Source organism: Labrenzia sp. C1B70, from assembly GCF_000475395.1.
In the GTDB taxonomy this organism is placed as follows: Bacteria; Pseudomonadota; Alphaproteobacteria; order Rhizobiales; family Stappiaceae; genus Roseibium; species Roseibium algicola.
Genome location: NZ_AXCE01000034.1, coordinates 115,962 through 138,637, shown reverse-complemented (window position 1 = coordinate 138,637; position 22,676 = coordinate 115,962). Strand labels below are relative to the sequence as shown.

16 protein-coding genes are annotated in these 22,676 nt (G+C 57.7%); 11 read left to right on the top strand and 5 right to left on the bottom strand.

Features of this window, described 5'->3' with window-relative positions; genetic code table 11:
- Nucleotides 1-289: 289 nt before the first annotated feature.
- Entirely contained in the window at nt 290-646 is a 357-nt protein-coding gene (locus Q666_RS55340) for a hypothetical protein (protein WP_022998369.1), read from the top strand.
- 243 nt (nt 647-889) lie between these two features.
- Here the strand turns inward: Q666_RS55340 and Q666_RS55335 are convergent, their stop codons facing one another.
- The gene (locus Q666_RS55335; RefSeq protein ID WP_022998368.1) at nt 890-2,578 is read right to left on the bottom strand and encodes a hypothetical protein; all 1,689 of its coding nucleotides are present in this window, start codon (nt 2,576-2,578) and stop codon (nt 890-892) included.
- Nucleotides 2,579-3,391: 813 nt separating this feature from the next.
- Here Q666_RS55335 and Q666_RS55330 point away from each other — a divergent pair.
- From Q666_RS55330 to Q666_RS55305, 7 genes are all read left to right on the top strand, one after another.
- The gene (locus Q666_RS55330) at nt 3,392-3,706 is read left to right on the top strand and encodes a hypothetical protein (protein WP_022998367.1); all 315 of its coding nucleotides are present in this window, start codon (nt 3,392-3,394) and stop codon (nt 3,704-3,706) included.
- A 192-nt stretch (nt 3,707-3,898) separates the two neighbouring features.
- On the top strand, nt 3,899-5,827 hold the full coding sequence (locus Q666_RS0133815) for an AAA family ATPase (RefSeq protein WP_161633201.1): 1,929 nt from the start codon (nt 3,899-3,901) through the stop codon (nt 5,825-5,827).
- Between the two features lie 590 nt (nt 5,828-6,417).
- Nucleotides 6,418-7,092 carry a hypothetical protein gene (locus Q666_RS55325; RefSeq protein WP_022998363.1) on the top strand — a complete coding sequence of 225 codons (675 nt, stop codon included), beginning with the start codon at nt 6,418-6,420 and terminating at the stop codon, nt 7,090-7,092.
- Between the two features lie 18 nt (nt 7,093-7,110).
- A complete protein-coding gene (locus Q666_RS55320) occupies nt 7,111-7,707 on the top strand; it encodes a hypothetical protein (protein ID WP_022998362.1) in 597 nt (198 codons plus the stop codon).
- Nucleotides 7,708-7,770: 63 nt separating this feature from the next.
- Nucleotides 7,771-9,927, top strand: a complete 2,157-nt coding sequence (locus tag Q666_RS55315) for a Mu transposase C-terminal domain-containing protein (protein ID WP_022998361.1) — start codon at nt 7,771-7,773, stop codon at nt 9,925-9,927.
- Nucleotide 9,928: 1 nt separating this feature from the next.
- Complete coding sequence (locus Q666_RS55310; protein WP_022998360.1) at nt 9,929-11,023, top strand: ATP-binding protein; 1,095 nt, start codon at nt 9,929-9,931, stop codon at nt 11,021-11,023.
- A gap of 2 nt (nt 11,024-11,025) precedes the next feature.
- Nucleotides 11,026-12,885, top strand: a complete 1,860-nt coding sequence (locus tag Q666_RS55305; RefSeq protein WP_161633200.1) for a TniQ family protein — start codon at nt 11,026-11,028, stop codon at nt 12,883-12,885.
- 456 nt (nt 12,886-13,341) lie between these two features.
- Here the strand turns inward: Q666_RS55305 and Q666_RS55300 are convergent, their stop codons facing one another.
- Entirely contained in the window at nt 13,342-14,325 is a 984-nt protein-coding gene (locus tag Q666_RS55300; RefSeq protein ID WP_022998358.1) for a transporter, read from the bottom strand.
- Between the two features lie 493 nt (nt 14,326-14,818).
- Between Q666_RS55300 and Q666_RS55295 the strand changes: the two genes are divergently transcribed.
- The 3 genes from Q666_RS55295 to Q666_RS66035 all read left to right on the top strand — a co-directional run bounded on the left by Q666_RS55295 (nt 14,819) and on the right by Q666_RS66035 (nt 18,156).
- Nucleotides 14,819-16,354 (top strand): arylsulfatase, encoded by a 1,536-nt coding sequence (locus Q666_RS55295; RefSeq protein ID WP_022998356.1) that lies wholly within the window; start codon nt 14,819-14,821, stop codon nt 16,352-16,354.
- Nucleotides 16,355-16,677: 323 nt separating this feature from the next.
- Nucleotides 16,678-17,259, top strand: coding sequence for a dienelactone hydrolase family protein (locus tag Q666_RS55290; protein ID WP_022998355.1), 582 nt, complete (start codon nt 16,678-16,680; stop codon nt 17,257-17,259).
- 411 nt (nt 17,260-17,670) lie between these two features.
- On the top strand, nt 17,671-18,156 hold the full coding sequence (locus Q666_RS66035; RefSeq protein WP_145903450.1) for a hypothetical protein: 486 nt from the start codon (nt 17,671-17,673) through the stop codon (nt 18,154-18,156).
- Here Q666_RS66035 and Q666_RS55280 read toward each other — a convergent pair whose 3' ends face one another.
- Genes Q666_RS55280 through Q666_RS55275 form a run of 3 tightly spaced genes read right to left on the bottom strand, consistent with a single transcriptional unit; the run spans nt 18,157 to nt 21,976 of the window.
- A complete protein-coding gene (locus tag Q666_RS55280; RefSeq protein ID WP_022998353.1) occupies nt 18,157-19,683 on the bottom strand; it encodes a hypothetical protein in 1,527 nt (508 codons plus the stop codon). It abuts the gene before it with no gap.
- A gap of 18 nt (nt 19,684-19,701) precedes the next feature.
- Entirely contained in the window at nt 19,702-20,526 is an 825-nt protein-coding gene (locus tag Q666_RS65115; RefSeq protein WP_022998352.1) for a DUF2182 domain-containing protein, read from the bottom strand.
- A gap of 1 nt (nt 20,527) precedes the next feature.
- Nucleotides 20,528-21,976, bottom strand: a complete 1,449-nt coding sequence (locus Q666_RS55275; protein WP_022998351.1) for a tyrosinase family protein — start codon at nt 21,974-21,976, stop codon at nt 20,528-20,530.
- Nucleotides 21,977-22,676: the final 700 nt, after the last annotated feature.

Here is a 22,676-nt window from a genome sequence, read left to right as displayed (position 1 = left end):
CTGAAACTTCGACGTTCCAGGATACGACTTCAGGCTCTGGGAGTCTGGTTGCAGTTGCTACCTAATTCCAGATCAAAGCCTATGAATGGATCCAACGAAGTTTAGGTGATCTCCATGAAGCGACAGCGCCAAGGCTTCACTAAGCCACCCCGCAAGCAAGCTATGAACGGTATGCAGGCATCCGGCGACGTCAAGACCTGAAAGGCGTCTTCAAATCTCGAGGCTGTTCATCCCGCCTTGACGTGAAGGTGGCGAATTGCGACCCTCATTTCTAAGTGGAGACTCCGTGATGGCTCAGTCTGTTGAACTCAGCGATGAGGTGATGTCGCTCGTGCGCTGCGAGGCGGAATTGCAAAACCGCTCCGTGGCCGACCTAATCACCCATTGGCTGTGTATTGGCCGCGCCGTCGAAAAGTCCGGCGCTTTCAACCATGCCCGCGTAAGCGCTACGCTTGCTGGAGAACTCCAGACCACCGACCTCACCGCACTGGAAAAGGCTGTCTGGTCGGAGAGATTTCTGGAGAAGATGTCGGAACCCGGCCCGGGAGAGCAAGACTTTTTCGCCGAACTCAGCAAGAAATCCAACGCTTCCGAACTTGATGTTTTTGACGACATCGTCAGCACCGACAATCAATACGAAAGGTGAGCTCAGCACTAAACCTGAGTGCTGGCCGCATGAGGCCGAAGATTTAACCAGAGCAGCCTTCGCCGGCCGTTGTTCAGCTTGTAATCGAGCGCGTCGCACCATGAGTCTATCCACCTATAGGCGTCTCGAAACAACGTCGGCCCCTGGAGCGCGGCTCGCCGTCTTGGAAATCCTCGATCTCTTCGGGCTCAAATTTCTCCGGTCCAGTGTCATTAGGGGCATTTTCATCAGCTGTGATGCCGGTCAACTCGCCGCATCCATCCACTTATCAAGGCGTCGTCCCTCGGTGTGAAGATCGAGAAAATCCTCGATCGTCACGACGCGGTAATGCGCGTCAGGATTGCGGATCAGGCTCAGTCGTCGCAGCGTTTCCAGGATCGAGGTCTTCACCTTGAAGATCGGCGCGAACACCTCTGCCCAATTATCCTTCTGCTCGATGATCGCACGGTAATCCTCAAAACCCGCATAGTCGAACAACCGGCTTGCGGTCCTGCCATTATCTATGTCGGTCTGGCGGCGCGCTCGCCAGCCCGCTACAGTTTTTCCAGGCACCCTTTGCTTGCTCCATTTCGGGCCGAGCTTTGCCATCATCTTCTTTTCGATAAATCGCCGGAGCTTGAGCTCGAGCCGTCGAGCGCGCTGATGTACCGCGCTTTCGAGAGCATCGGGATCGGCCTCGATCCGGCGAGGCACGCTGCCCCCGAACCCGTCGAACACCGTGGCGATGATCGCGGGAGGGAGCGAACTAAGATCAGCGTTATAGCCGACCTCTAGCCGAAAGGCCGAACGCAGTACCGGGTTGGCGGCGACGACCTCCGGCACCGCATCGGTTTCGCGATAATCGCCCAGCTCCTCGCGTACGGCGGTGACGACCGCACGCGATTCCGGCGGTCCATTTTCAACAATTGTCGCCAGTGCGCGTGCATCGACATAGGCGGACACGCTCTGACTCGGATTGCCGACATCTACCCACGGTCTCCTTATGCGGAGCATCTCTTCCTGCAACCGGGCAAGCTGCCCGCTGTCACGGACGAACCGCTCGCCGAGCCGTGACAGCCCCGCGCTCGCGAAGTCCGATGCCGTTGCTCGGCGCCGCTCCGGAACCATATCGGGTAGTTGGGCATGCAGCGTCGCGATCAAAGACAGGCTGCCGGATGCCGCACGCCACCCTTCCGTGCCCGAGACCAATGCCATGAACTGTGTGCGGTCGAACCCGCGACGGCCGAGCAGCCCAGTGAACGAGCTGACGCCAGCAATGTCGCGCAAAGCGAGTTCGATCGACTGGCTCGCTGCAAATGAGGTGCCCTTCGCGGCCAGTGAGCCTGATGCAAACAGGTTCATTTCATCGTGCCGCTTCTTGATCGCGTCAATCCCACCGAGCGCGTCAATTGCATCGCGCATCGCTGAATGACGACCGTACATGGAGTCGATCCCACCAAAACCGGAAATCTTGCGCTCCATCTCACGCTGTTGCTGCATCAACTTTTCGACGCCGCTAATGGCCTTCAGACCCGCACTGGCCCGCGTCATACGATCAAGAAGAGCGCTGAACCCTCCGGCCGCCTCCACCGTCTTCTGAGCCTCGGCAACTGCGCGCGCCACGCCCGACTGGTGGTACTGTCCCGAGATAAGATCGTCGAGGGGGCCGCGGATCAGGTCGAGATTGCGCGCCATACCCTGGCTAATATTGAACTCGCGCATTGCGCGTGCAATTCCGCCGTCGATCGGATCACGCAAAACCGAGGTGCGAATCCTCTCGATATCATGGCCCGGTGAGGCCGGGGGGTTAGGCGAGTCAACCGACAGGTCGCCCTTGTCCGCTTCCGGTTCGGTCACGGTTGAGCCATGGTCTCGTGCAGATGGCTCCGTCGCCGGCAGCTCGCCCGCACCCGTGGCGATTTTGTTTTTTCTCTTCGGATATTCCTCGTCCATACCGCTTCGTTATCCGCTTTCTTTTGCGTTGCGGCTCTATAGGCAAGGGATGTGTCATTCGGGAGATCTTGGTCGTCGAGCTGTCATGGCGGCTCGGAGACTGCTTTTCTCTCGATCCCGGAACGCATCAACATTCGCCAACTGCCGACCTGATCTGCGTACTTTATAGCAGCCGCACGCAAAACCCATCAACTGCAACATGGCACGCCATCATTGTGCCCGGTCTGGGCTGCTTACAACGATTCCCTACTTTTGTTTTGTGACAGAACGACAGTTATTGGGGACATTGGTCTGCGCGCAGAAAGACCAAATTTGAGCCGCGAAACGATCGTTTGGCTCTCTTGTTCGAACTGTAATTTTGGCATCGCGCCAATCCGCGCCCACTCGTAATTTTTTGCAACAGATCTCGTGTTTGTTAACTTTTTATCCGGAAAGTTCCGGAAAAACCGGCTTTAACGAACCGCAGGAGCCGGAAATGACATAGACGAGTACCGCCTACCCTATTGATATTTCAAAGGTAAATATCCTTTCCAAGGATTCATTCCGATCGTCCGACGGCTGTCCCGAATAGTTAGGTTTCATCGCAGAAACTTGATTTATCGCCACTTTCGGGTGCCGAGATTGAAGTTCGACATGACATCTTGCCGTCAAGGCACGTGAATCCTTCGTAGCCTCTCGGTGAACCATCCGGTTCGTCGATCAGCGAACACTCCCAATCCCCCGAACCCGAACATGTCGAGGATTCCAACTGCTGTGGCAGTAGGCGTCTCGACGTGAGGATCAGTCACGCCCAAAAATCAGAAAGTTCGAATAATGACCACTCAGACGCCACGCGCGTTTTCGTATGAGCCCGAGACCTTCCGGACCATCGCTCAGGACCTCCAGACGTACCGAGCCACCGGACATCCCGGCCGTGAAAGGCGGTCGACGGCTCCCCTCATCGTGGACTGGAGCAAAACGCTCCTGCCGTTTCCGGGGATCATCGGCACGTCCGAAACGGCCATTGTGCTGGAACCAGTCTTTGCTTTTTCCGACGACAACTCCTGGGCCCTTTTGGCTCAGGGCTGGGTTCGCCTCGAAAATCACGTCGACGACCGTCTTGATGTCGCTCGCCGTATAACTCCCTGAACCTGGAAGGATTAGAACCCGGCCTCCCCTCGCTCTGAGCGCCCGGACCTTCTTTCAAGTCTCCAAAATCCAGCGATACGCGACGCCAACGTTCCGAATTCCTGCGGAGCGAACGCGACAGCTTTGCCTGAAAGAACTCGAATGAAACGACCAAGTCTAATTGCCGGTACCGGAGGACACGTGGGCCTACTGATGGCCCGCATGGCAGTTCGCCATGCACTCCGCCGGTGCCCGGATCTCCGTCACCGCTCGGCTTACATCCTCGGCGCCGAGCTTCCCAACGACATCGATACGAGGCTTTATGAACGGGCTCTTGAGCTTGAACTTCAGAGCCTTGATCCGAAAGGACAGGAAAGAGGCGCCGCTCCTGTATTTCACTACTTCATCGATGAAAGAGGGAAATCGAGGTACAGGCGTAAAGAGCCGTTCGAGGCGTTTTCGATCAGGACGAGTATCGCCGAGCACCAAAGGCTGGTCGGTATAGCAACCCCGAAACACCCTATATCCGGTGTCTTCCGGACGATCGCGGAAGCTGTCGTTCAGGTGCAGCCGTCAAGGCGTCACTTGCAAGCCGCCGCCTTAATCGCTCGCGGCTTTCATTTGCGGGATAAAGTCGCAAACGACCTTATCTCTCACAATATTTCCAGCCTATCTATCGCCTTCCGCGGAAACCGGCCACTTAAGGCAGCTCTTGGCATTCTCGACGCCCTAGCGGCGGTGGAAGCATCAGTCGTGCCCAAGGGAAGCGACGACGAGGCAGTTTTGCCGCTCGAAGAGATGTCCGGATACGGCGAAGCGAAGGAATGGGGGCTGATGCTTGTTCGCGACCTCAAGGATTGGAGTGAAGGAGCGCTCCGCTGGTCGGACGTCGATCAAGGAATTCTCCTGCTCGGTGGGCCTGGGACAGGCAAAACGGTCTTCGCGAAAGCCCTCGCTAAGTCCTGTGGCGCCAAGTTCGTAGAGTGTTCCTTGTCAAAGACCCAAGCGCTTGGACATCTCGGCGATATGCTGAAAGGCATCAATAAGGCGTTCAGCGAAGCCCGAAACAACACGCCGGCGATCCTGTTCCTGGATGAGTTTGACGGCGTGGGGAACAGGGAGACGCTTTCGCGTCATGCGCCAGAATACGCGACCCAGGTGATCACCGGCTTGCTCGAGTTGATGGATGGGTCCGAAAAGCGCGACGGCGTCGTCATCGTTGCGGCCTGCAACCGCCTGGAGACGATCGACCGCGCTTTCCTCAGGCCGGGACGCCTTGAACGCGTCATCGAGATCCGTCCGCCGGACCATGCCGCTCGAAAGGCAATCTTCAGCCAGCATCTGATGTCTGCACTCCCGGAAGGTGATCTCAATGAGATCGGGAGTCTGACTGAAGGATGGACTGGCGCCGAGTTGGAACGGCTTGCACGCGATTGCCGGAGAGCGGCGAGACGAACTGGCAAGGCGTTGGACGCCCAACAGGTGGAGAGCACGATCTCGAACACATTCACCAGGGTTTCCGCGAGAGAACTCGAGCGGTTCGCGGTTCACGAGGCCGGGCATGTCGTGGCCGCCTATGTGATCAGCGGTGTCGTTGCCACGGAAGTCGTCATTCGGGAATACGGCAAGACAACCAATGGCTATCGGGTCGAAAGTGGCGGACAAACCACCCTCCCCGTCGCCCAGTCGAGTTTCCAGGTACGCAGCGATTATCTCGACAAGATCGCTGTCCTTCTGGCCGGACACGCGGCGGAAGAACTTTTCTTCGATGAGGCGTCAGACGGAGCCGGTTTGGTTGCAGGGTCAGATCTGGAGCAGGCAACGACGGTTGCGGCCCGGCTGGTGGCCTGCTCAGGTCTGTCGAGCACTCTGGTTTTCAAGGCCAATTTGACAGGAGCAGAGCTCAAAAAAATGGTGCGGGACGATGATAGGTTTTCCAGAGATTGCGATCTGATTTTGAAAAAGCAGATGCGGCGGGTTCGGGAAATCCTGGAATCGAACAAGCTGACTGTTCAATCAATTGCAGTGGATCTGCAAAAATCAGCGAAGCTCGATCGACACCAACTTTCAGAGCACCTGATTGGAAAATCAGAGATTCCGCCATCCGTAGATTCAACAATCATAAAATTGGCGAGAACCTAAATGCAGCTTATTATCGCTAATCTCAGTTCGCTCTTGCTCGGGGCTCCCCTAGTTCGAAAAACCCTGGTAGTAGCTCTCTCCCCGAAACGCCGGTCGCAAATGGGTTGCGATGCGTGTTTCGACTACGGCTTCACCCACCAGCTCAGCCTGGCAGGAAATAGGAGGTAGCCGACCATGACTTTCATGCAGAACAATTCGGCTCTCCGCGAAGCCGCACAAGATCTCCTGATACGCAACGCCTGAGTTGGGTAACCGACCGCCTGCGCGATGTCTGACATTCGACATCCGCCGGAGTTGGTTCCCTTCTGCTGTCTCGTCGTGATCTCACCGGTCATGGCGCGCAGTTTCGGTTGCTGACGTCGGGAAACGATACCCACTGATTGTCGTTTTAACCGGCACAGCAACTCTCCCCTCAAGTGTTCGAGTTTCGAACCCGCCACTGCGCGGGAACAGGAGAATTGTGCCATGTGGAATGAATTGAACCGTATCCGCTCGTTTGCCCGCCCGGGCAACATCCAAGCCGGTGGTTCCGCCTGCCGAATAGCTGCCGTGAACAGTCACGCCAGAACCAAGCAGCAAAGGAAACCACCATGTCCAATCAAGAACCCAACTACTACGTGCCCGCTGCCCCGTCCAAGGCCTCCCGCACCATCACGTTGAAATCCTCGGCTTCAAGTCGCGGGTTTCTTCTAAACCACACTTGCCACCGCTGGGTCGGCTACGAAAGCACCCTCGAAAGAGACTTTCTGACGGTGCTGCTCGCACGCTCCGACATCATGAGCCTTCGAGAACAGCCTGAGCCGGTGAGCTATGTCGATGCTGACGGCCAGACGCGCAAGCACACCCTTGATGCTCTTGTCGAGCTTGATAGCGGAAAGAAGATTGCTTGCGACGTTAAGGCCAATAGCCGGCGCGAAAGCAGTGGCATCGACGACGTTCAACGACGGGTTCGGGATCAAAATCCTGGATATGCGGACAAGTTCATTGTCCGCACGGACCGTGAAATCTCTCGCGTTCAAGTCCGAAATGCCGAGCTGATCCAAAGGGCTCGCACCCTCTGGAATGAGGAAGCCATCGAAGAGCTGCGCCGGCACCTCGCCTCGATGCACGGTTTCTACCCCTTCGCTTCACTGGTCGCTCTCCTGGACGGCGAAGCGGTTGGTTTCAACGCCGTCCTCAACCTCATCGACGCCCAGGAACTGAAGCCGGTGACGCGTAGCCGCCGCCTCGAAGCCACAGAACTCGAGATCTGCAAGGCCGCCTAACAGGAAAGGAGTTTGAACATGACTGAATTCACCGGCAACAACCAGATCGCAGATGTGGCCTCCGGATCCGATACTCGGATCCGGCTCGATCCCGAAGCAAGGATCTGGATCAATGGACGCCCGTACGTCGTGGTGACGTTGGATGAAACGACCAACGTACTGCGGCGTGTGGACCGCCTTCGCGTCTTCGCGCGTTTCTCCGACGCCGACCTCCAGAAGCTGAGTGCCCGTGGCCGTTTGATCCAGGACCGCGCAGGCCTTTCCATGCTCGAGCGTAACCTCCAGTACAATCAAGAAGTTACGTTCTGGCACCTCGACCAGGACGTTGCCAATCTCGTGATGTTCCGATTGCACTTCTGCGTTCAGCTTCTTGAACTGGACCGGAAGGGGAAGCTCCCGCGAGGCGATGCCTCCATGGAAGTCGCGATCAGCCAAATCTACGCAAGCTGGATGCGCCGGATTTCAAAGTGGGAAGGTTCCTGCCGGCCTCTCCCCACCAACGAATGTCCGAAACCTAGAACCGTCCGGGATTGGCTTCGGAAATACCAAGCCAGTGACTTTGAGCCCATGGCGCTCTGCCCGTCGCGACACAAGCGCATCATCTGGAGCCGGTGACGCGCCGTCCTTCGAGCCCTCCCCCTTTTTCGGAATCCAAGACAACAGCAAAGGAATTTGAACATGCTTGAACTCAACACGAACCAGACCGCCTCCTCCACTTCCGCCTTGCGGATCCGCTTCGCTCCCCATTCTGAAATCATCATCAAGGGAGTTTCGTATACCGAAGTTCTCTCTGATGAAGAGTTCTGCGTTCTGCGGCGCGTCGACAACCCGGACGTCTACGAGAAGTTTACCTACGTTGAGCTGAACGACCTCATCGCGCAGGGGCTCCTCACTGAGGAACGAGGCGCATTTGACCTCTCCAAGCAGGCTCTCAAGATCGGTCCAAACGTCAGGCTTTCCGACCTGAAGCCGGAAGTCGCGGAACTCGTTCATTTCCGCCAGTTCATCTGCGATGAATTTCTCAAGATGGAAAAGGAAAGTCAGGCGTCGCGCAGTGACGCCGCGCTGGAGCAGGCGATCGCGATCCTCCATGGCAAGTGGAGCACTCTTCTTGCGCAGCGTGCTCCTGGGACCCGGTTCAACAGCCAGAAGACGAAGGGATCTTTCGGGATTCCGAGACCCAGCACCGTCCGCCGGTGGCTCCAGAAGTACGAAGCGGCAGACTTCAATGTGATGGCCCTCTGCCCCATGAAGCACAAGTGCGGCAACCGGGCGGATCGCCTTCATCCAGACGTCCGGGCGCTTCTGCGCGATGGGGCTCGGGAATATGCCAGCCTCCTGAAGCCGACCATGGACAAGGTCTATGGCAATTTTGTCGAACATTTCGACGGGCTGAATGAAGCCCGCGCCGAAAAAGGGCTGCCGGCCCTGCCGCTGCCGAGCAAGGCGGCAATGCGTGCAGAAATTCGCAAGCTGGCGCCCTATCACGTCGATGCCGGTCGAAAGGGCGTGCCCTTTGCGATGAAGAAGTACGCGTACATCCAGGGAAAGCATAACCCTGAATGGCCCTTGCAAGTGGTCGAGATGGACGAGTGGCTGGTCTCGCTCCAGACCCTCCTTAAGGGTACCGGCATCTGGGAAAAACTCGGAATTTCGACCCGAGATACCCTCAAGAAGGACCTCGGACGCATGCAGCTCTCTGCCGCAATTGACGTCCGAACCAAGTGCATCCTGGCAATGCAGCTAGCGCCCACGGCAACGACCGACCTTGCCATTTCAACCTTGAGAATGGCGATGTCCGACAAGAGTAACTTCGCCAAGGCAGCCGGTTGCGAAACACCCTGGGACATGGCTGGCCGCATCCAGATGGTTCGAGTGGACAACGGACCGGCCTATGTCGCGGGTGCATTCAGCACCGCCGCGATCGATGCCGGCGTCGCCGTCGACTACGCCGTTGCCGGCGCCCCCTATCTGCGCGGCTCCATCGAACGTGTGTTCAGCACCTTCCATACCGGACTGATCTCGCTTTTCGAGGGCCGCACTTTCACCAACGTCCTGGAGAAAGGCGACTATGAAGCGGAGGCACGCGCATCTCTCACGATTGAAGAACTCGGCCGGGCACTCGTCCGTTGGGTGGTGGATGTCTACCACAACACGCCCCATGAAGGCCTGGGTGGCCAGACGCCGCGAAATTGTTGGCTGTCCCTTCGGAAAAAGGTCGGTGTCCCGCTTTCTCCCAACGAAGACGCGATGCGCGCCTGCTTCGGGATCACCGTTGAGCGCGACCTCCGCAGTGAAGGTATCCAGCTCTACTGCAACAAGTACCAGTCCACGGAGCTTCAAAGCGTTCGTCGGGATTTTCGCCTCCGGAAGAAGTTGAGAGTTCGCTTCGATCCGAACGATCTCGGACACATCTCTGTCGAAACGCCGAAGGGCTGGCTCAAGGTCCCGTGTACCACTCCGGAAATGCATGGAACCCCGCTGGAAGCGCATGTCGCCAACCGGCAACGGATGTTGGCGCGCTACGGCGAAGAGGCCGCGCAGTCCGAAGCGATCGTCAAGAAGGCGCTCGCAGACCTTCGCCGGCTCTCTGACGAAAGCCGTGAAAACCGGAGCATCGCCTCCCCGGTCTTCACCGCTGACAACCTCGCCAAACTCGACCGCTTGTTCTCCGACGACCGTCTGAGGGTCGATGAAGACTTCGATGGCGACATCCTGGGGCTCGATGGAACCGACGACGCCGGTGAAACCACGACGTCATACGTCAACGAAGCCCTGCCGTTCCTGGGCGACGAGGATGATGACGATGACTTCGAATATGTTCTGGAGGACTGAGATGCAGACTGAAATGACCCACGATGAAACTGCCGCGGCTGAAGCGTCGGCACAAATTGAAGGAACCCGCCATCGACGAAAGCGCAATTCGGACGTCGCGGTCCTTCAGGCGCAGCTGAAGCACACCTACTACCCGCACGCCCGTGACCAGGTGCTTCTCGACCAGCTCAACAAGCTCCTGGACGATTTCGAGGATTTTGATGAAATTGCCGCCCAGGCGGGTCTCGGCCGCGTTGGCCGGCTGAACGAAGGCCGGGCCGTCGTCGTCGTTGGCGAATCCGGTGCCGGCAAGTCCCGCTCTCTGGAGCGCGCATTTGCCAACCTTGGGATGACCGACCGATCGGACAAGACCTTTGTCGTCTCCGTCCGGGCCCCCTCTCCGTGCAACCTCAAGCAGCTTGGCCTCGAGATCCTGGATGGTCTGCGATATCCAGTTGAACGTGACCTTCGGGAAAACGTCGTTTGGCGCCTGGTCCGGGAACAGCTTGCCATGCGCAAGATCAGATTCCTGCACATTGATGAATTGCAGCACCTGACGCAGCTGAACAACCCGGCCGAAGCCCTCAAGGTGTGCGATACTCTCAAGGGTCTGATGCAGAATTCGGATTGGCCGATGTGGCTGATCCTGTCCGGCATGCCCAAACTCGCGCACATCATCGAGAGTGACTTCCAGCTGCGCCGCCGCAGCACCTTTGTGCGCCTTGATCAGCTGACCGCCTGCAAGGAAGACCTGAAGGAAATCCGAAACGTTCTCGGCAATTTTGGTCAAAAAGCGGAATTGTCTCTCGACGACCTTCCAATTTCGGAACTCGCCAGCCGTCTGCTTCATGGCACTGAGGGCCGCCTGGGATATCTCATTGAAGTCGTGCAGGAAGCCTTTTCCCTGACCCTGCAAGAGTGGCGGAAGACCCCTCTCATGGGTGATTTCGAGCGGGCCTATGAGGCCAAGACCGGTTGCCGCCCGGAGCACAACGTCTTCGCCGACGGCGTCGAGTGGCAGAACATTGACGTCCGCAACACGCTCTTCCCCGACCAAGACATCGAGGAAGAACCGAACTCCGGCAAGCGGCGTCGCAAGGTCGTGCGAGGCGCATGAGCATGAAACTCGATCCCTTTTACGTCCCCACCTGTTACCCGGATGAAACCCTCACGAGCTTCGTGTCGCGCGTCGCCACCATGGCATCTCGCGGTGCCCGCGACTTCTGCCTCGACATGGGCCTGAACTTCCAGTCCCTGTGCGATGGCGACCAGAACGCGGTTGGCGCCTTCGCCGAGCTTGCCGGCTTCGATAACGGACGTTTCCCGGGCGCCATTCTTGAGCGCACCGGCGACCGTTCTTTCAAGATGAACGCCGAACCCCTTCCCAGGGCGTCGCTTCGCCGTTCGAAGGTTCGCGTCTGTCCTCACTGCATCAAGGCAGATCTGGAGCGTAGCGCTGACCATGAGAGGGTTCGGCCATATGGCCGCTGGTCCTGGATGATTGCATCTGTCCGGACCTGCTCGAAACACAATACGCCTCTAACCGTGGCCGCGACCGACGATAACCCTCAGATGCTGCACGACTTCTCGCTGCTTCTTCGACCCTTTGCGGAGGACATCGACCGGCAGGTTGCCGAGGCACGTGACCGGGCGCCGTCAGACTTCGAGACCTATGTCCTGAGCCGCATCAAAGGCCAACCGTCCAAGCTCTGGCTCTCGTCCCTCCCCGCCTACGCCGCCGCCCGGTTCTGCGAAATCATCGGAGCCACCAAGATCCATGGCGCCCAGGTGATGGCGGAAAGCCTGTCAGAGGACGAATGGTATGACGCAGGCCAGACCGGCTTTGAAATTGCCGCACATGGCGCCGAGGGCATTCGAGGATATCTCGATGACATGCAGCGGGCATTCATGGAAACGCGGCACGCCTGGGGCCCCAGGCAGATCTATGGGCGTCTCTATGAATGGCTGGCGCATGAGACCGGCGACACCGCTTACGACGCTCTCCGCGAGATCATCACCGAGCATGCTTTCAATACGTTGCCCATGGGACCTGACGACGAGATTTTCGGCAAACGACCGACAAAACGGGTCCTTCATTCCATTCACTCCGCCCACCTTGAAACCGGAGCCCATCCAAAGCGGCTTCGAAAGGTTCTCCATGCGGTCGGTCTGATTCCCGAAGACCAGCTTGCCCTGTCTGATGAGCGAACCCTGTTCCGCTCCGACGACGCCAAGTTCTATCTGGACCGGATCGTGGAAAGCATGTCCCTCAAGCAGGCCCGGGCTTACATCAAAGCGCCTCGTCCTGTTGACCGCGTGCTTTTCGAGGCTGGCATTCTGAAGCCCTGGCTCCAGGGCGGCACCGGCGTTCTCAAGGACCATGCCTTCGCGAAACGTGATCTGGATGAATTCCTTGCGGCCCTGAACGGTGATGCCCTGCCAGTGACGGATGAAGAGAAGATCTTGGTCCCGATCCGGCGTGCTGCAAAACTGGCGAACTGCTCAACATCGGAAGTCGTTCAACTGATCCTGGACCGTCGCTTGGGCATGATCCGAACGGATCCGGACCTGGCCGGCTTTCTTGCCGTCCTCGTCGATCCTGAGGAAGTGAAGTCACTTGTCCGTCGGGAGGACCATGGTGGTTACTCCCTTCGCGAAGTCGAGCAGAAGCTGAAGACCACGACGCAGGTGATCAAGGCGCTCATCGAGCACAATCACCTTGAGGCTGAAATCGCGGTCAACCCGATCAACCGCTGCCCGCAGACCATCGTGAAGCGAGACATCCTGACCGCCTTCATGGACAGGTTCGAGACCGCTAGTTCCCTCGCCCGCAGATCCGGATCTCATCTCCAGACCATGATGAAACGCCTTGATGGTTTGGGCGTCGGCCCCGCCTTTCCCAAGGACCAGATACCGGCAACCTTCTATGCGTTGGACCGGGTCCGGTTAGCCGATCCGGATCTCATTCCAGCCCCCTGAACCGGCAGCCCCGAGACCGACGATGACGCCTCCCATTCCGGGAGGCTTTTCTTGTGCCTGCCGTCCAGATTTCAAGGACTTAGGCTTCTATTGAGCCAGATTATTCATGCATTTGAGTACGACTTTGGCCGAAATCCGGGAATGACTGAGCCAGAATTGAAAATAAAACCATTTAATTTCAATGACTTATTTTCTCCATGAGCCATACTATGCATTCACGTACAGCCGACACCGGCCGGAAGTCTGAATTCCATCGCACACAAAGCTTAGCCGGGAGTTCGCCCAGGCTGGTTCCCACCGGCCACAGCGCGGCTCCCGGCGCCCAGACGAAAGAACCCGCCCATCGGAAACGATCGGGCGGGTTTTGGTTGTTCAGCCTGCCTGCGCGACTAGTCGCAGGCTTTCGAATAAGCTGCCACTTCGCATTGACCACAAATTGACTGGGCTATGCCCAATCTACTGTTTCACGCTTAGCGGGATCGTCAGGGTGAGATACGCCGAAGTCCCTTCCAAACGGTTTTCCGCAGCGAACTCCCGGTAAACCTTCACGCGTGTCGAGACCGGTGTCTGGCCAAGCTGGAAATTGTAGCCGGCCGTGCCACCAAGAGCGGCAACGCGTCCCTCGAAATCGCCGAGCCTGGCGCCGGATCCGCTGTCGGCTGTAATCTGGTCGTAGTAATAGCCGACCAGCCCCGCCGAGAACTGGGGTGAAAAGGTTTTGGTGAGCGCCCCTTCGAAGTGAAATTCCGTTCCGGTGGTGTAGTTCGTGGCCGGGTTTTCGCCGTTGAAGGTGAAACCGGCTACACCGGAAACCTCCCAACCGCTTTTGGGATCGAACCAGGTTACGCCACCGTTGATGTCGAGCCCCCAACGGTTGAAGGCAACGTTGGCAATCTCGCCTTTCTGGTAGTCACCCACCGGCACGTTGACGAGAAAACCTGTCGTCCAGTGCCAATTGCCGTTGTGCCAGCCCAGCGAGGCGCCAACCACGGGGTCACCAATCGTGAACACCGTATCGCTGACAGAGGCTCCGAGAATTCCGCCGGCATCAAGTGAAGCATCGACGGATTGCCCACCCCAGGGAACCGTCGCCTGCAAGGCAAGGCTGCCCCCGAGTACGCTTGTCGGTACAACCCACAAGCCTGTTGCGAGATCGATATAGGCGGTCGCGTCGACATTGCCGATAACCCTGCCGCCAACAGGCAGGTCACGGCTCGCCCCGGCAGATCCTGAATAGAAATAGACGTCATTTTGAAAGTAGACACCCGGCCCGGGCAGCACCGCCGCAAATGGCCCCTTGGACCCAAGCAGATAAAAACCGACACCGCTTTCAGCCGAGTTTGCCTGCTGCGGTGCGCCCGCAAGGCACATCAGTGCGAACAGTGACACCTTCAAGGTGAATGAGTGTCTGCGTGCTTTGCTGGTTCTGGTCTCGCCCACGTCCGCCTCTCCTGCCTCAAAAGTCGCTACGGGTTTGCTGCATGGCCCTGTGTGTCGGTTTCCACTTGCTTGCGCACTTAGTGCCCGTTTGACAGACCGATTTTGCATGAAGGCAGTTCTCTACCTTGATACTCGCCAGTCTGCCCCGCCGCTTTTCAATACTAGTTCCCAAAACCGAAGAAAAAAGAGCACCTTCAATTTGGTAGCGAAGCTCCAGTATGCAATTTTCCCGGGATATTATCCAGCAACGAATTGGGCCTCGTTTTGCGTTAATCGTCAACGTTCACTGATCTGTCTGGTCGGCGCAACTTTGGAAGTCATTGCCACCATGTCCCGAAATCAACAGCTCACTTTCCTGTGGCATATACCCTTCTTGTTCGAACACTCGCATTAACTCACACCCAAAGTTTGCATACGGCATTTTTGCAATCCATTTGACGTATGGGATCATTGGGCTGTTTGATGGACTTATCGTTCGTGAAGGAGCCGCGTGATGTTGAAACTTATTGCGGCAGCAGCACTTGCTGCCTGCCTGGCCCCGGTAGCTGCCACAGCCCAGGAACCAGACAAGCCAAATATTCTCGTCATCTGGGGGGATGACGTCGGGATGTGGAACATCTCGGCATACCACCGAGGCATGATGGCAGGCGAAACGCCGAATATCGACAGGATCGCAAACGAAGGCATGCTCTTCATGGACCATTATGCCCAGGCGTCCTGTACCGCAGGCCGGGCGGCCTTCATCACGGGCCAGTACCCGCTTAGGGTCGGCCTGTCCACCGTCGGTCTCCCCGGTGCGCCACAAGGTCTTTCGTCCGAAGATCCGACACTGGCCGAAATGCTCAAGCCCCTGGGGTACCGCACCGGACAATTCGGAAAGAACCATCTTGGTGACCGGGACGAACATCTACCCACCAACCACGGGTTTGATGAATTCTTCGGGATCCTCTACCACCTGAACGCCGGGGAATATGTCGAGCAGGTGGATTATCCGGCACAGGCTTTCGAGGATGCGAACCTGGCACAGCGAGGCATCATTCACAGCTTTGCAAAAGCAGATGGCGGTCAGGAGATCGAGGATCTCGGGCCCTTCGGCCAGGAAATTCAGCGCAACCTGGACCAGGACGTGCTTGAAGAAAGCAAGCGCTTCATTACGGAGGCTGTCTCTGCCAACGAGCCGTTCTTCGTCTGGCACAACACCACCCGCATGCACTATCGCACCAACCTGAACGACCATTATGACGGCATCACCGGCACTAGCAATGTTTATGCCGACGGCATGGTGGAACTGGACGACGACGTAGGTGAGCTTCTGAACCTGCTGGACGAACTTGGCGTCGCCGACAATACGATGGTGATGTTCTCCACCGACAACGGTGCGGCGTCCAACTCCTGGCCCGACGGCGGCAACCAGCCTTTCCGGGGGGAAAAGGGCGTGGGCGGTTATGAAGGCGGCTTCAAGGTGCCCATGGCAGTGCGCTGGCCCGGAGTAACGCCGGCAGGAACCACCACCGGCGAACTTATGACCATGGAGGACTGGATCCCGACCATCATGTCTCAACTGGGTCAGCCCGACATCAAGGAACAGCTGCTGGCAGGTGCGGACATTGGCGGCAAGACATTCAAGGTTCATCTGGACGGCTATGACCAGACCCCGTTGCTGACCCAAACCGGGCCTTCCAACCGGATGGAGTTCTTCTATTTCACTGAAACCACTTTCCACGGCCTGCGCTTCGGGGAATGGAAGTTCCTGTTCACCAGTCAGGACCGTTGGTTCAACGGCAACCAGTATGAAATGACCTCCCCATTGATCACGCGCCTCGATCTCGATCCCTTTGAACGGTTCCACGACGCCCGCGGATTTGACGAATGGCAGGAGAACAGGTCCTGGGCCATCGGTCCGGCACTCGGCCTGGTGAACAAGTTTGTTGCCTCCTTCGAGGAATTCCCGCCGCGGATTGCCAGTTTCTCCACGTCTGTTGAGGACATGTCGAAGCGGATCATGAACGCTGCGCCGCCACCGCAGTAAGCCTAAGCAAGCGGCCGATCCTCAATTCCACGAATACAGCCTTCCGGACCACAAAGTCCGGAAGGCAAAAAAGCCAGGCAACAAGCGCGGCGCGCGAAGAGCACCGGGAGGTCTGCCACCCCTAAATAAAAACAGGGATCGCGTAACCTCCGTTCTGCCCGCGCGCAGTCCCGCCTGTTACCGCTTTCGCTGCCAATCCGCTTCGGAAAGCCAGAAGTCCGTCCGACGTACAGGCGTCCCCGGAGACGGGTCGCGCCGTTGCATGCGCCCACCGATGACACGATGCCTTTCTGCGTGCTATTTTCCACTTCTGGAGGAGCCAGATGTCTGAGGTTCTGCTGTTTCACCATGCGCTTGGCTTGACTTCCGGGGTGCTGAAGTTTGCAGACAATCTGCGACAGGCCGGCCACAAAGTGCACACGCCGGATTTGTTCGAGGGTAATACGTTCAACAGCATCGAGAAGGGCCTCGCCTTCATCGAGGAAACCGGCTTTGACGAGATGCGTGAACGCGGTGTCCGTCTGGCAGATGAACTCCCCCACGATCTCGTCTACGCGGGTTTCTCGTTTGGTGTGCTACCGGCGCAGAAGCTAGCTCAAACCCGGCCTGGAGCACGGGCTGCCTTGCTGTTCCACTCCTGCCTGCCGATCAGCGGTGACTGGTCTTTTGGACCCTGGCCAAACGGCGTCCCTGTTCAAATCCACGCAATGGACAATGATCCTTTTTTCGTCGGCGAAGGTGACATCGATGCCGCGCGCGAGATCGTTGAAACGGCAGAGGATGCGGCTCTTTTTCTCTATCCCGGAGAGGAGCATTATTTCGCCGACAGCTCGCTACCATCGTTTGATGCAGAAGCGTCTGCTCTGCTCACCCGACGGGTCATTGAATTCCTGCAACGCGTCTGAGGAAACCAGGAGGCCAAACTGCTGCGGTTGCTGCTTCTGACACCCGACAGTCTTCTTGACCCGCATGGCGCCCTCAGACCCTTCGTCTGTGAGGCACTGGATGCGATTGGCCAGATGAGAGGTGAAACGGAAGCTCGGCTTGCCTTTGCGCTGGTTGTTCGAACGTCAAATGACGCAGCTGTAGTCTTGTCCACCTTGAGAGAGTTACAGCTTCCAGCTGGCCCCTCCCCGGTCGTTGAGACGAACAAACCCGGTGTTGACGCAACAATCCTGAGAGAATTGCAGGAACGTTTCGCGGTAAATGATCCCGCATCGGAATGTGTTTTGATCGACGCCGGACCCGGCAGCACGGACGCCGCTCTCCCGCCAGGTTTACCGAAACTACTTCTGGAAGAGACTGGCGCCGATGGAATGTCTGGCTGGCCGGCAATGCTATTGAAGATTGCCCGAAAAACCGGAAGAAACGCGGCCGAGAACCTGCAACTGGTGCTGCCGGTTCTGGCGGCCGCGGAAGGTGTTGTCGACCTTCAGCAAGTTTCGTTCCGCCCGGAGCGGATCGAAGCAGAAGGTCATTGCCTGATATCCGTGGAAGACAGCGCACTTGGCGCCCTCTCCGGCCTGTTCCTGAACCTTCCCACCTCGTTTGTCATTGAACAGCCCGACAGCCCTCACCCTGTCGCATTCAAAGAGGTTGCTGAAGACACGATCCAGGAGGCAAAGGCCTACATTCAAAGTCTGCGGGCCAATGGTCAGCTTGAGATGGTATCAGGTGAGACAGGTCAAGCTGAAGCAGGAGAGCTTGAAGGCATGGCGTCGCCACTGCTCGGTCAACCGACGCACTATGTCGAAACTGATGAGACCGGCAGACGCATACTTCGGCGAAGGGGCTTCAACTGATCAAGTGCACAGGAAGGCCCTTGCCGTACCTGGAAGAGCGTGACACCGGCAATTGAAACGCTTTCGAAGCAAACGACGCTCCTCCCCCACGTTACTGACCACATGGCTCACCGCACCGATCGTATCGTCGCCCGCCTGGCTGTGGGCCTCTTCTGAAATCTGACCGGCGGCATGCAGGCTGAAGACAAAGCTTTGCGCCTCGACTGCGGATTGCCGAACTGTCTCCACCTCGCCCAGCAGGGCGGCATTCCCGTTTTGCTCACCGATGAGGACGTCCTCCTCGACGTAGCAATAGACGCCTTCCAGATCACTGGCGACATCTGCGAGCGAGACTTTCTGGCGCCGCCGAACGGCTGCTACCGACTGGTCGCCAAGCTGAACCCGGCTGCCGTAGAACCGCTGATCCGTATCATCTCCGGTGACTTCCAGCAGGCTGCGGCGGGAGGCCTGTGTCAGCACATCACGAACGGAATGAACGGTTTCCGAAGGCGGCCGGCCAGCCAGAACCACGGTGGGGGATGTCAGTTGTTCGGCATTCAACAGCACATTATGGCTCTCGAACCCGTCCCGGATCGCCTGGGCATTGACCCCGGCATTGCGCATTCCGTCCGCAATCAGCATGGCGTTGCCGACAGACTGGAAAAATCGGGGTTTAAGTGGCGCCGTACGCGCAGCAGCAACCAGCAACTCTCCCGCCGTCCTTGCCGCCGCCAGCAATCCTTTTTCGCTCTCCACACCGCGCGACTGATAGATGTTCGTCAGCGTGTCGTAAAAACAACCGCTGAAAATCATGCCCAGCGAATGTACTTCGTTGATCAGAACGCCCGGGCCACCTGACACCGGCAAGGAGGCCGGCATCACCCATTGATGTGTGTTGAGAGCGCGCCGAGGGACCGCCGCATTGTGATTTGCGTCGACCAGGACAGCAATACCGTGGGACAGATCCTCTGCAGTGGACTCTACAAAGTTCTTCTGTCTCAACAGACCTTGATCCACAAGCACCTTGCGGGTCGCCTCGTCCTGAAGCGCGACGAGAATTGCGATGCAGTCTCCGAAGGCTTCGTGAAAAGCACCCGGCTCCGCCTGAAAAGCACCCCAAAGATCCGGGCGAATTGCATCCAGAAAGGCATGACCCGCCTCGTGTGCGACAACATCCGTACTTGCCCCTGAGCGGTAACTGTCTCCCCCGGCAGCATCCACCTGAAAAAAAGAGAGCGAAAGCCTGTCGTAAAAGGCATTGAGCTGGGGCTGCCCCGGTGTCTTGTGTTTCAACCGCAAGGTTTTCCCGTTTTGCCACGTGGTCAGCGTGCTCCCGTCGATCAACTCCCAAAGGTCGATGGCTCTGAGAGCGGCCTCGCGGCATTGCCAGAACAGAAAGCCGTCGCTGTCAGTTGGATAGGTGTCTTCCGGGAGGGAGCCCAGATAGACATACCGGGCCAGTTCATCTGGCCGCTCAGCATGCGCCTCGATGACGGCTGCAGGCGGGTGTCCGGCTCTCGGGTCGTTCGGAATGAAATTGATCGGCATGATTTCCTCCTCTGACCGTCAATGGCGTGTCCGGACAGGTTGGCTTGTTGCAGCAAGCGGCTTGGTGTGGCGCAGACTGTGCCCGTTTGGTCCGCGTCCTCCTGGCAGGAGCGACACCCCCAGAACAGTTTCCAGTGCCGGAGGCAGGCGCCAGACTGGTGCGGCAGGCGGTGCAATCCGGTCGGCGAAAAGATAGAGACCTGTCAGCACCATCACGGCAATATGGCCGGTCTCCACCTGCAAAGGCACAAGCATCCAGGGCCAGCAAGCAAACACACAAGCCGCCCCGGTTCGAAGACCGAACCAGCAACCATCAGCCTGTGCCTCTTGTCCGAAAGCTGCAATCCGGCTGGTGCCGTGGCACTTGTTTCTGGCCCGTTGGGCGAGCGGGGACATGCTCCAAACGACAGCGACACCGAACGCCAACGACAGGTCGATCCAGGCGCCGGCAAGCGCCAGGACAAACGCCAGTGGCACAAGCAACAGGCCCGACAAGATCCAGACGCAAAGATAACCGAGCAGAAATGAAATACTTGCAGCCACCTTTTGGGACGCATGCACCACTCGGCCGACATAAGACAGATTGGCGGCAACCAGCGGCGTCATCATGGCCACGACCATCAGGATCCAGTCCGCAGCTACCGCTTGCAAGATCTGCGAGAATTGAAGGTTCGGTGCGGGCAGGAAAACGGATTGCGCAACATTCAGACGCCCGCAAAGAGCCGCGACGTTCGAAGCAGGTTGCGCGAAACCGAGCAGGAGGTAGCTGCCCACGCTCAAGGCAACCAGCCAGGGCATTGCGCCCCGACTGGTCTGCACGGCAAAGGCCGCCAGCCGGGACATGTCATCTAACCCTGAGACGGTAGATGCTGATCCGGTCGACGGTAATTTCCGACGAGGCCCCCTCTGGCTGAACGAGGCTAACTTCAAGCTCCTGGATTGCAGCACCAGCACGCGCCTGCATGGCCGCAACCTTGTCGGTGATTTCCACGGTTGATGACAGGCCGTTGCCTGCGTGCGAACCGTCGGTTGAACTGGCCTTTCCAAGGCCGAAGAACACCAGAGTTTCGTTGATTTCCGCATCCGGTATGCCTGGCGCAACAACACGAACGGAAAGAACACCGCTCGGAGTGTTCCCCCGGACACCTTCAACGTTGAGATAAAGTCGCTCCGCTGCGGCCGGGGCTGCAGCAGCAAGGGCCGCAGTTGGCGCTGCAGCCAGTTTCACGCGTGCCGTTACCGGACTTGCGGTAACCTGCAGCACCTCGTCGTTTGCCCCGACGAGTGTCGAAGTGCCCCGACCTGTCGGTGTGGTGGCCATTGCAATCCCCACGGTGGGCGTAATGCCCGTTCCATCGATCAGATTATCATAGACCGGCGCAAGAGCCGCGCCCGGAAGCGTGTCTTCCGGCGTGAAAATGGAAATATTTTGCTGTGCGTCCGGCATCGCAAACTGGCGCGGGAACGGCCCGTTGAGCCAGGGCCGGCTGGTTTCCTGGGAGTTGCCTCCCCCGGTCATCCAGGCCGCCCACAAGCGGTCGATGTTGCAATGGTGAACCCAGAAGATCGGATCGAGACCGGCAAAATCCGGATCGTACATCCAGCCGGTCGGACTGGGCGGTACGTTGCCGCCCACCATGACATGCACGAAATTGTGCGGGTCACTTTCGACCGCACCATAGGCATTGCCCTGCTGGTCGAAGCCGCTGATAGGACCGCCATATCCAAGCGTGCCGGGGATTGATGTATAAACGGTCTGCGTGGTTTGCGCGTCGAGCGAAATGTCGACATTGATCCAGGCCTGCGGACCAAGTTTCACGGCAGGGCCACGAAACGCGTTGGCCAACGGGTTCGGCGTGTTGTCACCCGGAATGGTGCTGTCCAGAAACTCCTGCGGATAGTCTCGCGACGCTGGATCAGACCCGTTGAGATAATTCCAGTAGGGCAAAGCCCATGTAGTCGGACCGCCCTGGCTGACAATCCAGTCTGCCAGGATTGCCTCGAACGCATGCAGATAGCCCCTGTGCCAGGGCAGGAAAAACCAACCCGCATGCTGACACTGGTTGAACATCAATCGTTGCTCGTCGGCGTTTGGCGCCGGCGTGGTCGGTGAAATGATGTTCTGATCAATCCAGCCCTGCGGATTGATGCCGTGGATCGCTGCCAGGTAGAGCCAGCTTGTCCGATCACGCAACTGGCGCGACCGCAGTTCACCAACGGCTCGCGCATACCAAAGCATCGTGTCGGACCATGGCCCGCCGAGCTTGGCAATGTCTTTTCTTATGCCTGCCATTATTTCCTCCCATTGAAAACTCGAGAGAACAGTCATCTGAATTTTGAAAAGCGAAAATTTACTTGCGGCGCCTGCAAATCAAAAGCGCATCAATCTGTTTTTCAAACAGGCAGCTACGTTAGCATGAAATAACGAAGATGTAACGCCCTAGGTTGACGGAATGTGACAGCAATACCATTACGTGTATTGAAAGTTGCAATATTCCAAGACCCCCCTTTTCCCGGCGCTCGAAGACGAAATCACTTCGACGGGCTAGATAGCCGGCCACACGGATCAATGACCTCCGCCGGTACCAGCAGGTGCCGGTTTCGGCCACTCCACGAAAGAGAGCGCAGCGACAAAGGCAAGAACCAAGCCTGTCAGGATCAGGAAAACAGCCGAAAAGGACAGCCGGAAGGCTTCACGAGTGCCAATTGCACCGAGAGCACATCGCCTCCCTATTTTCCGACGACCGCGTGCAAGTGAGCATCCAAAACAATCTAATTCAAATATTTAAGAAAAACTTCCCTAGCGTAATAAATGTATTGCTTTACAGACGACTAGATTGAAGGCAAGCTAGAAGCGACAAAAGGAAATATATTATCGAACGCGCAAGTGGACACAGAGCGCTTTCGCCTGTCCATGGCGCAGCTCGCGTTGAAAATGCGTGTGAAAATCTGTCTACGTGAAACAATCATTGTTAATTACCTCATTATTCTAC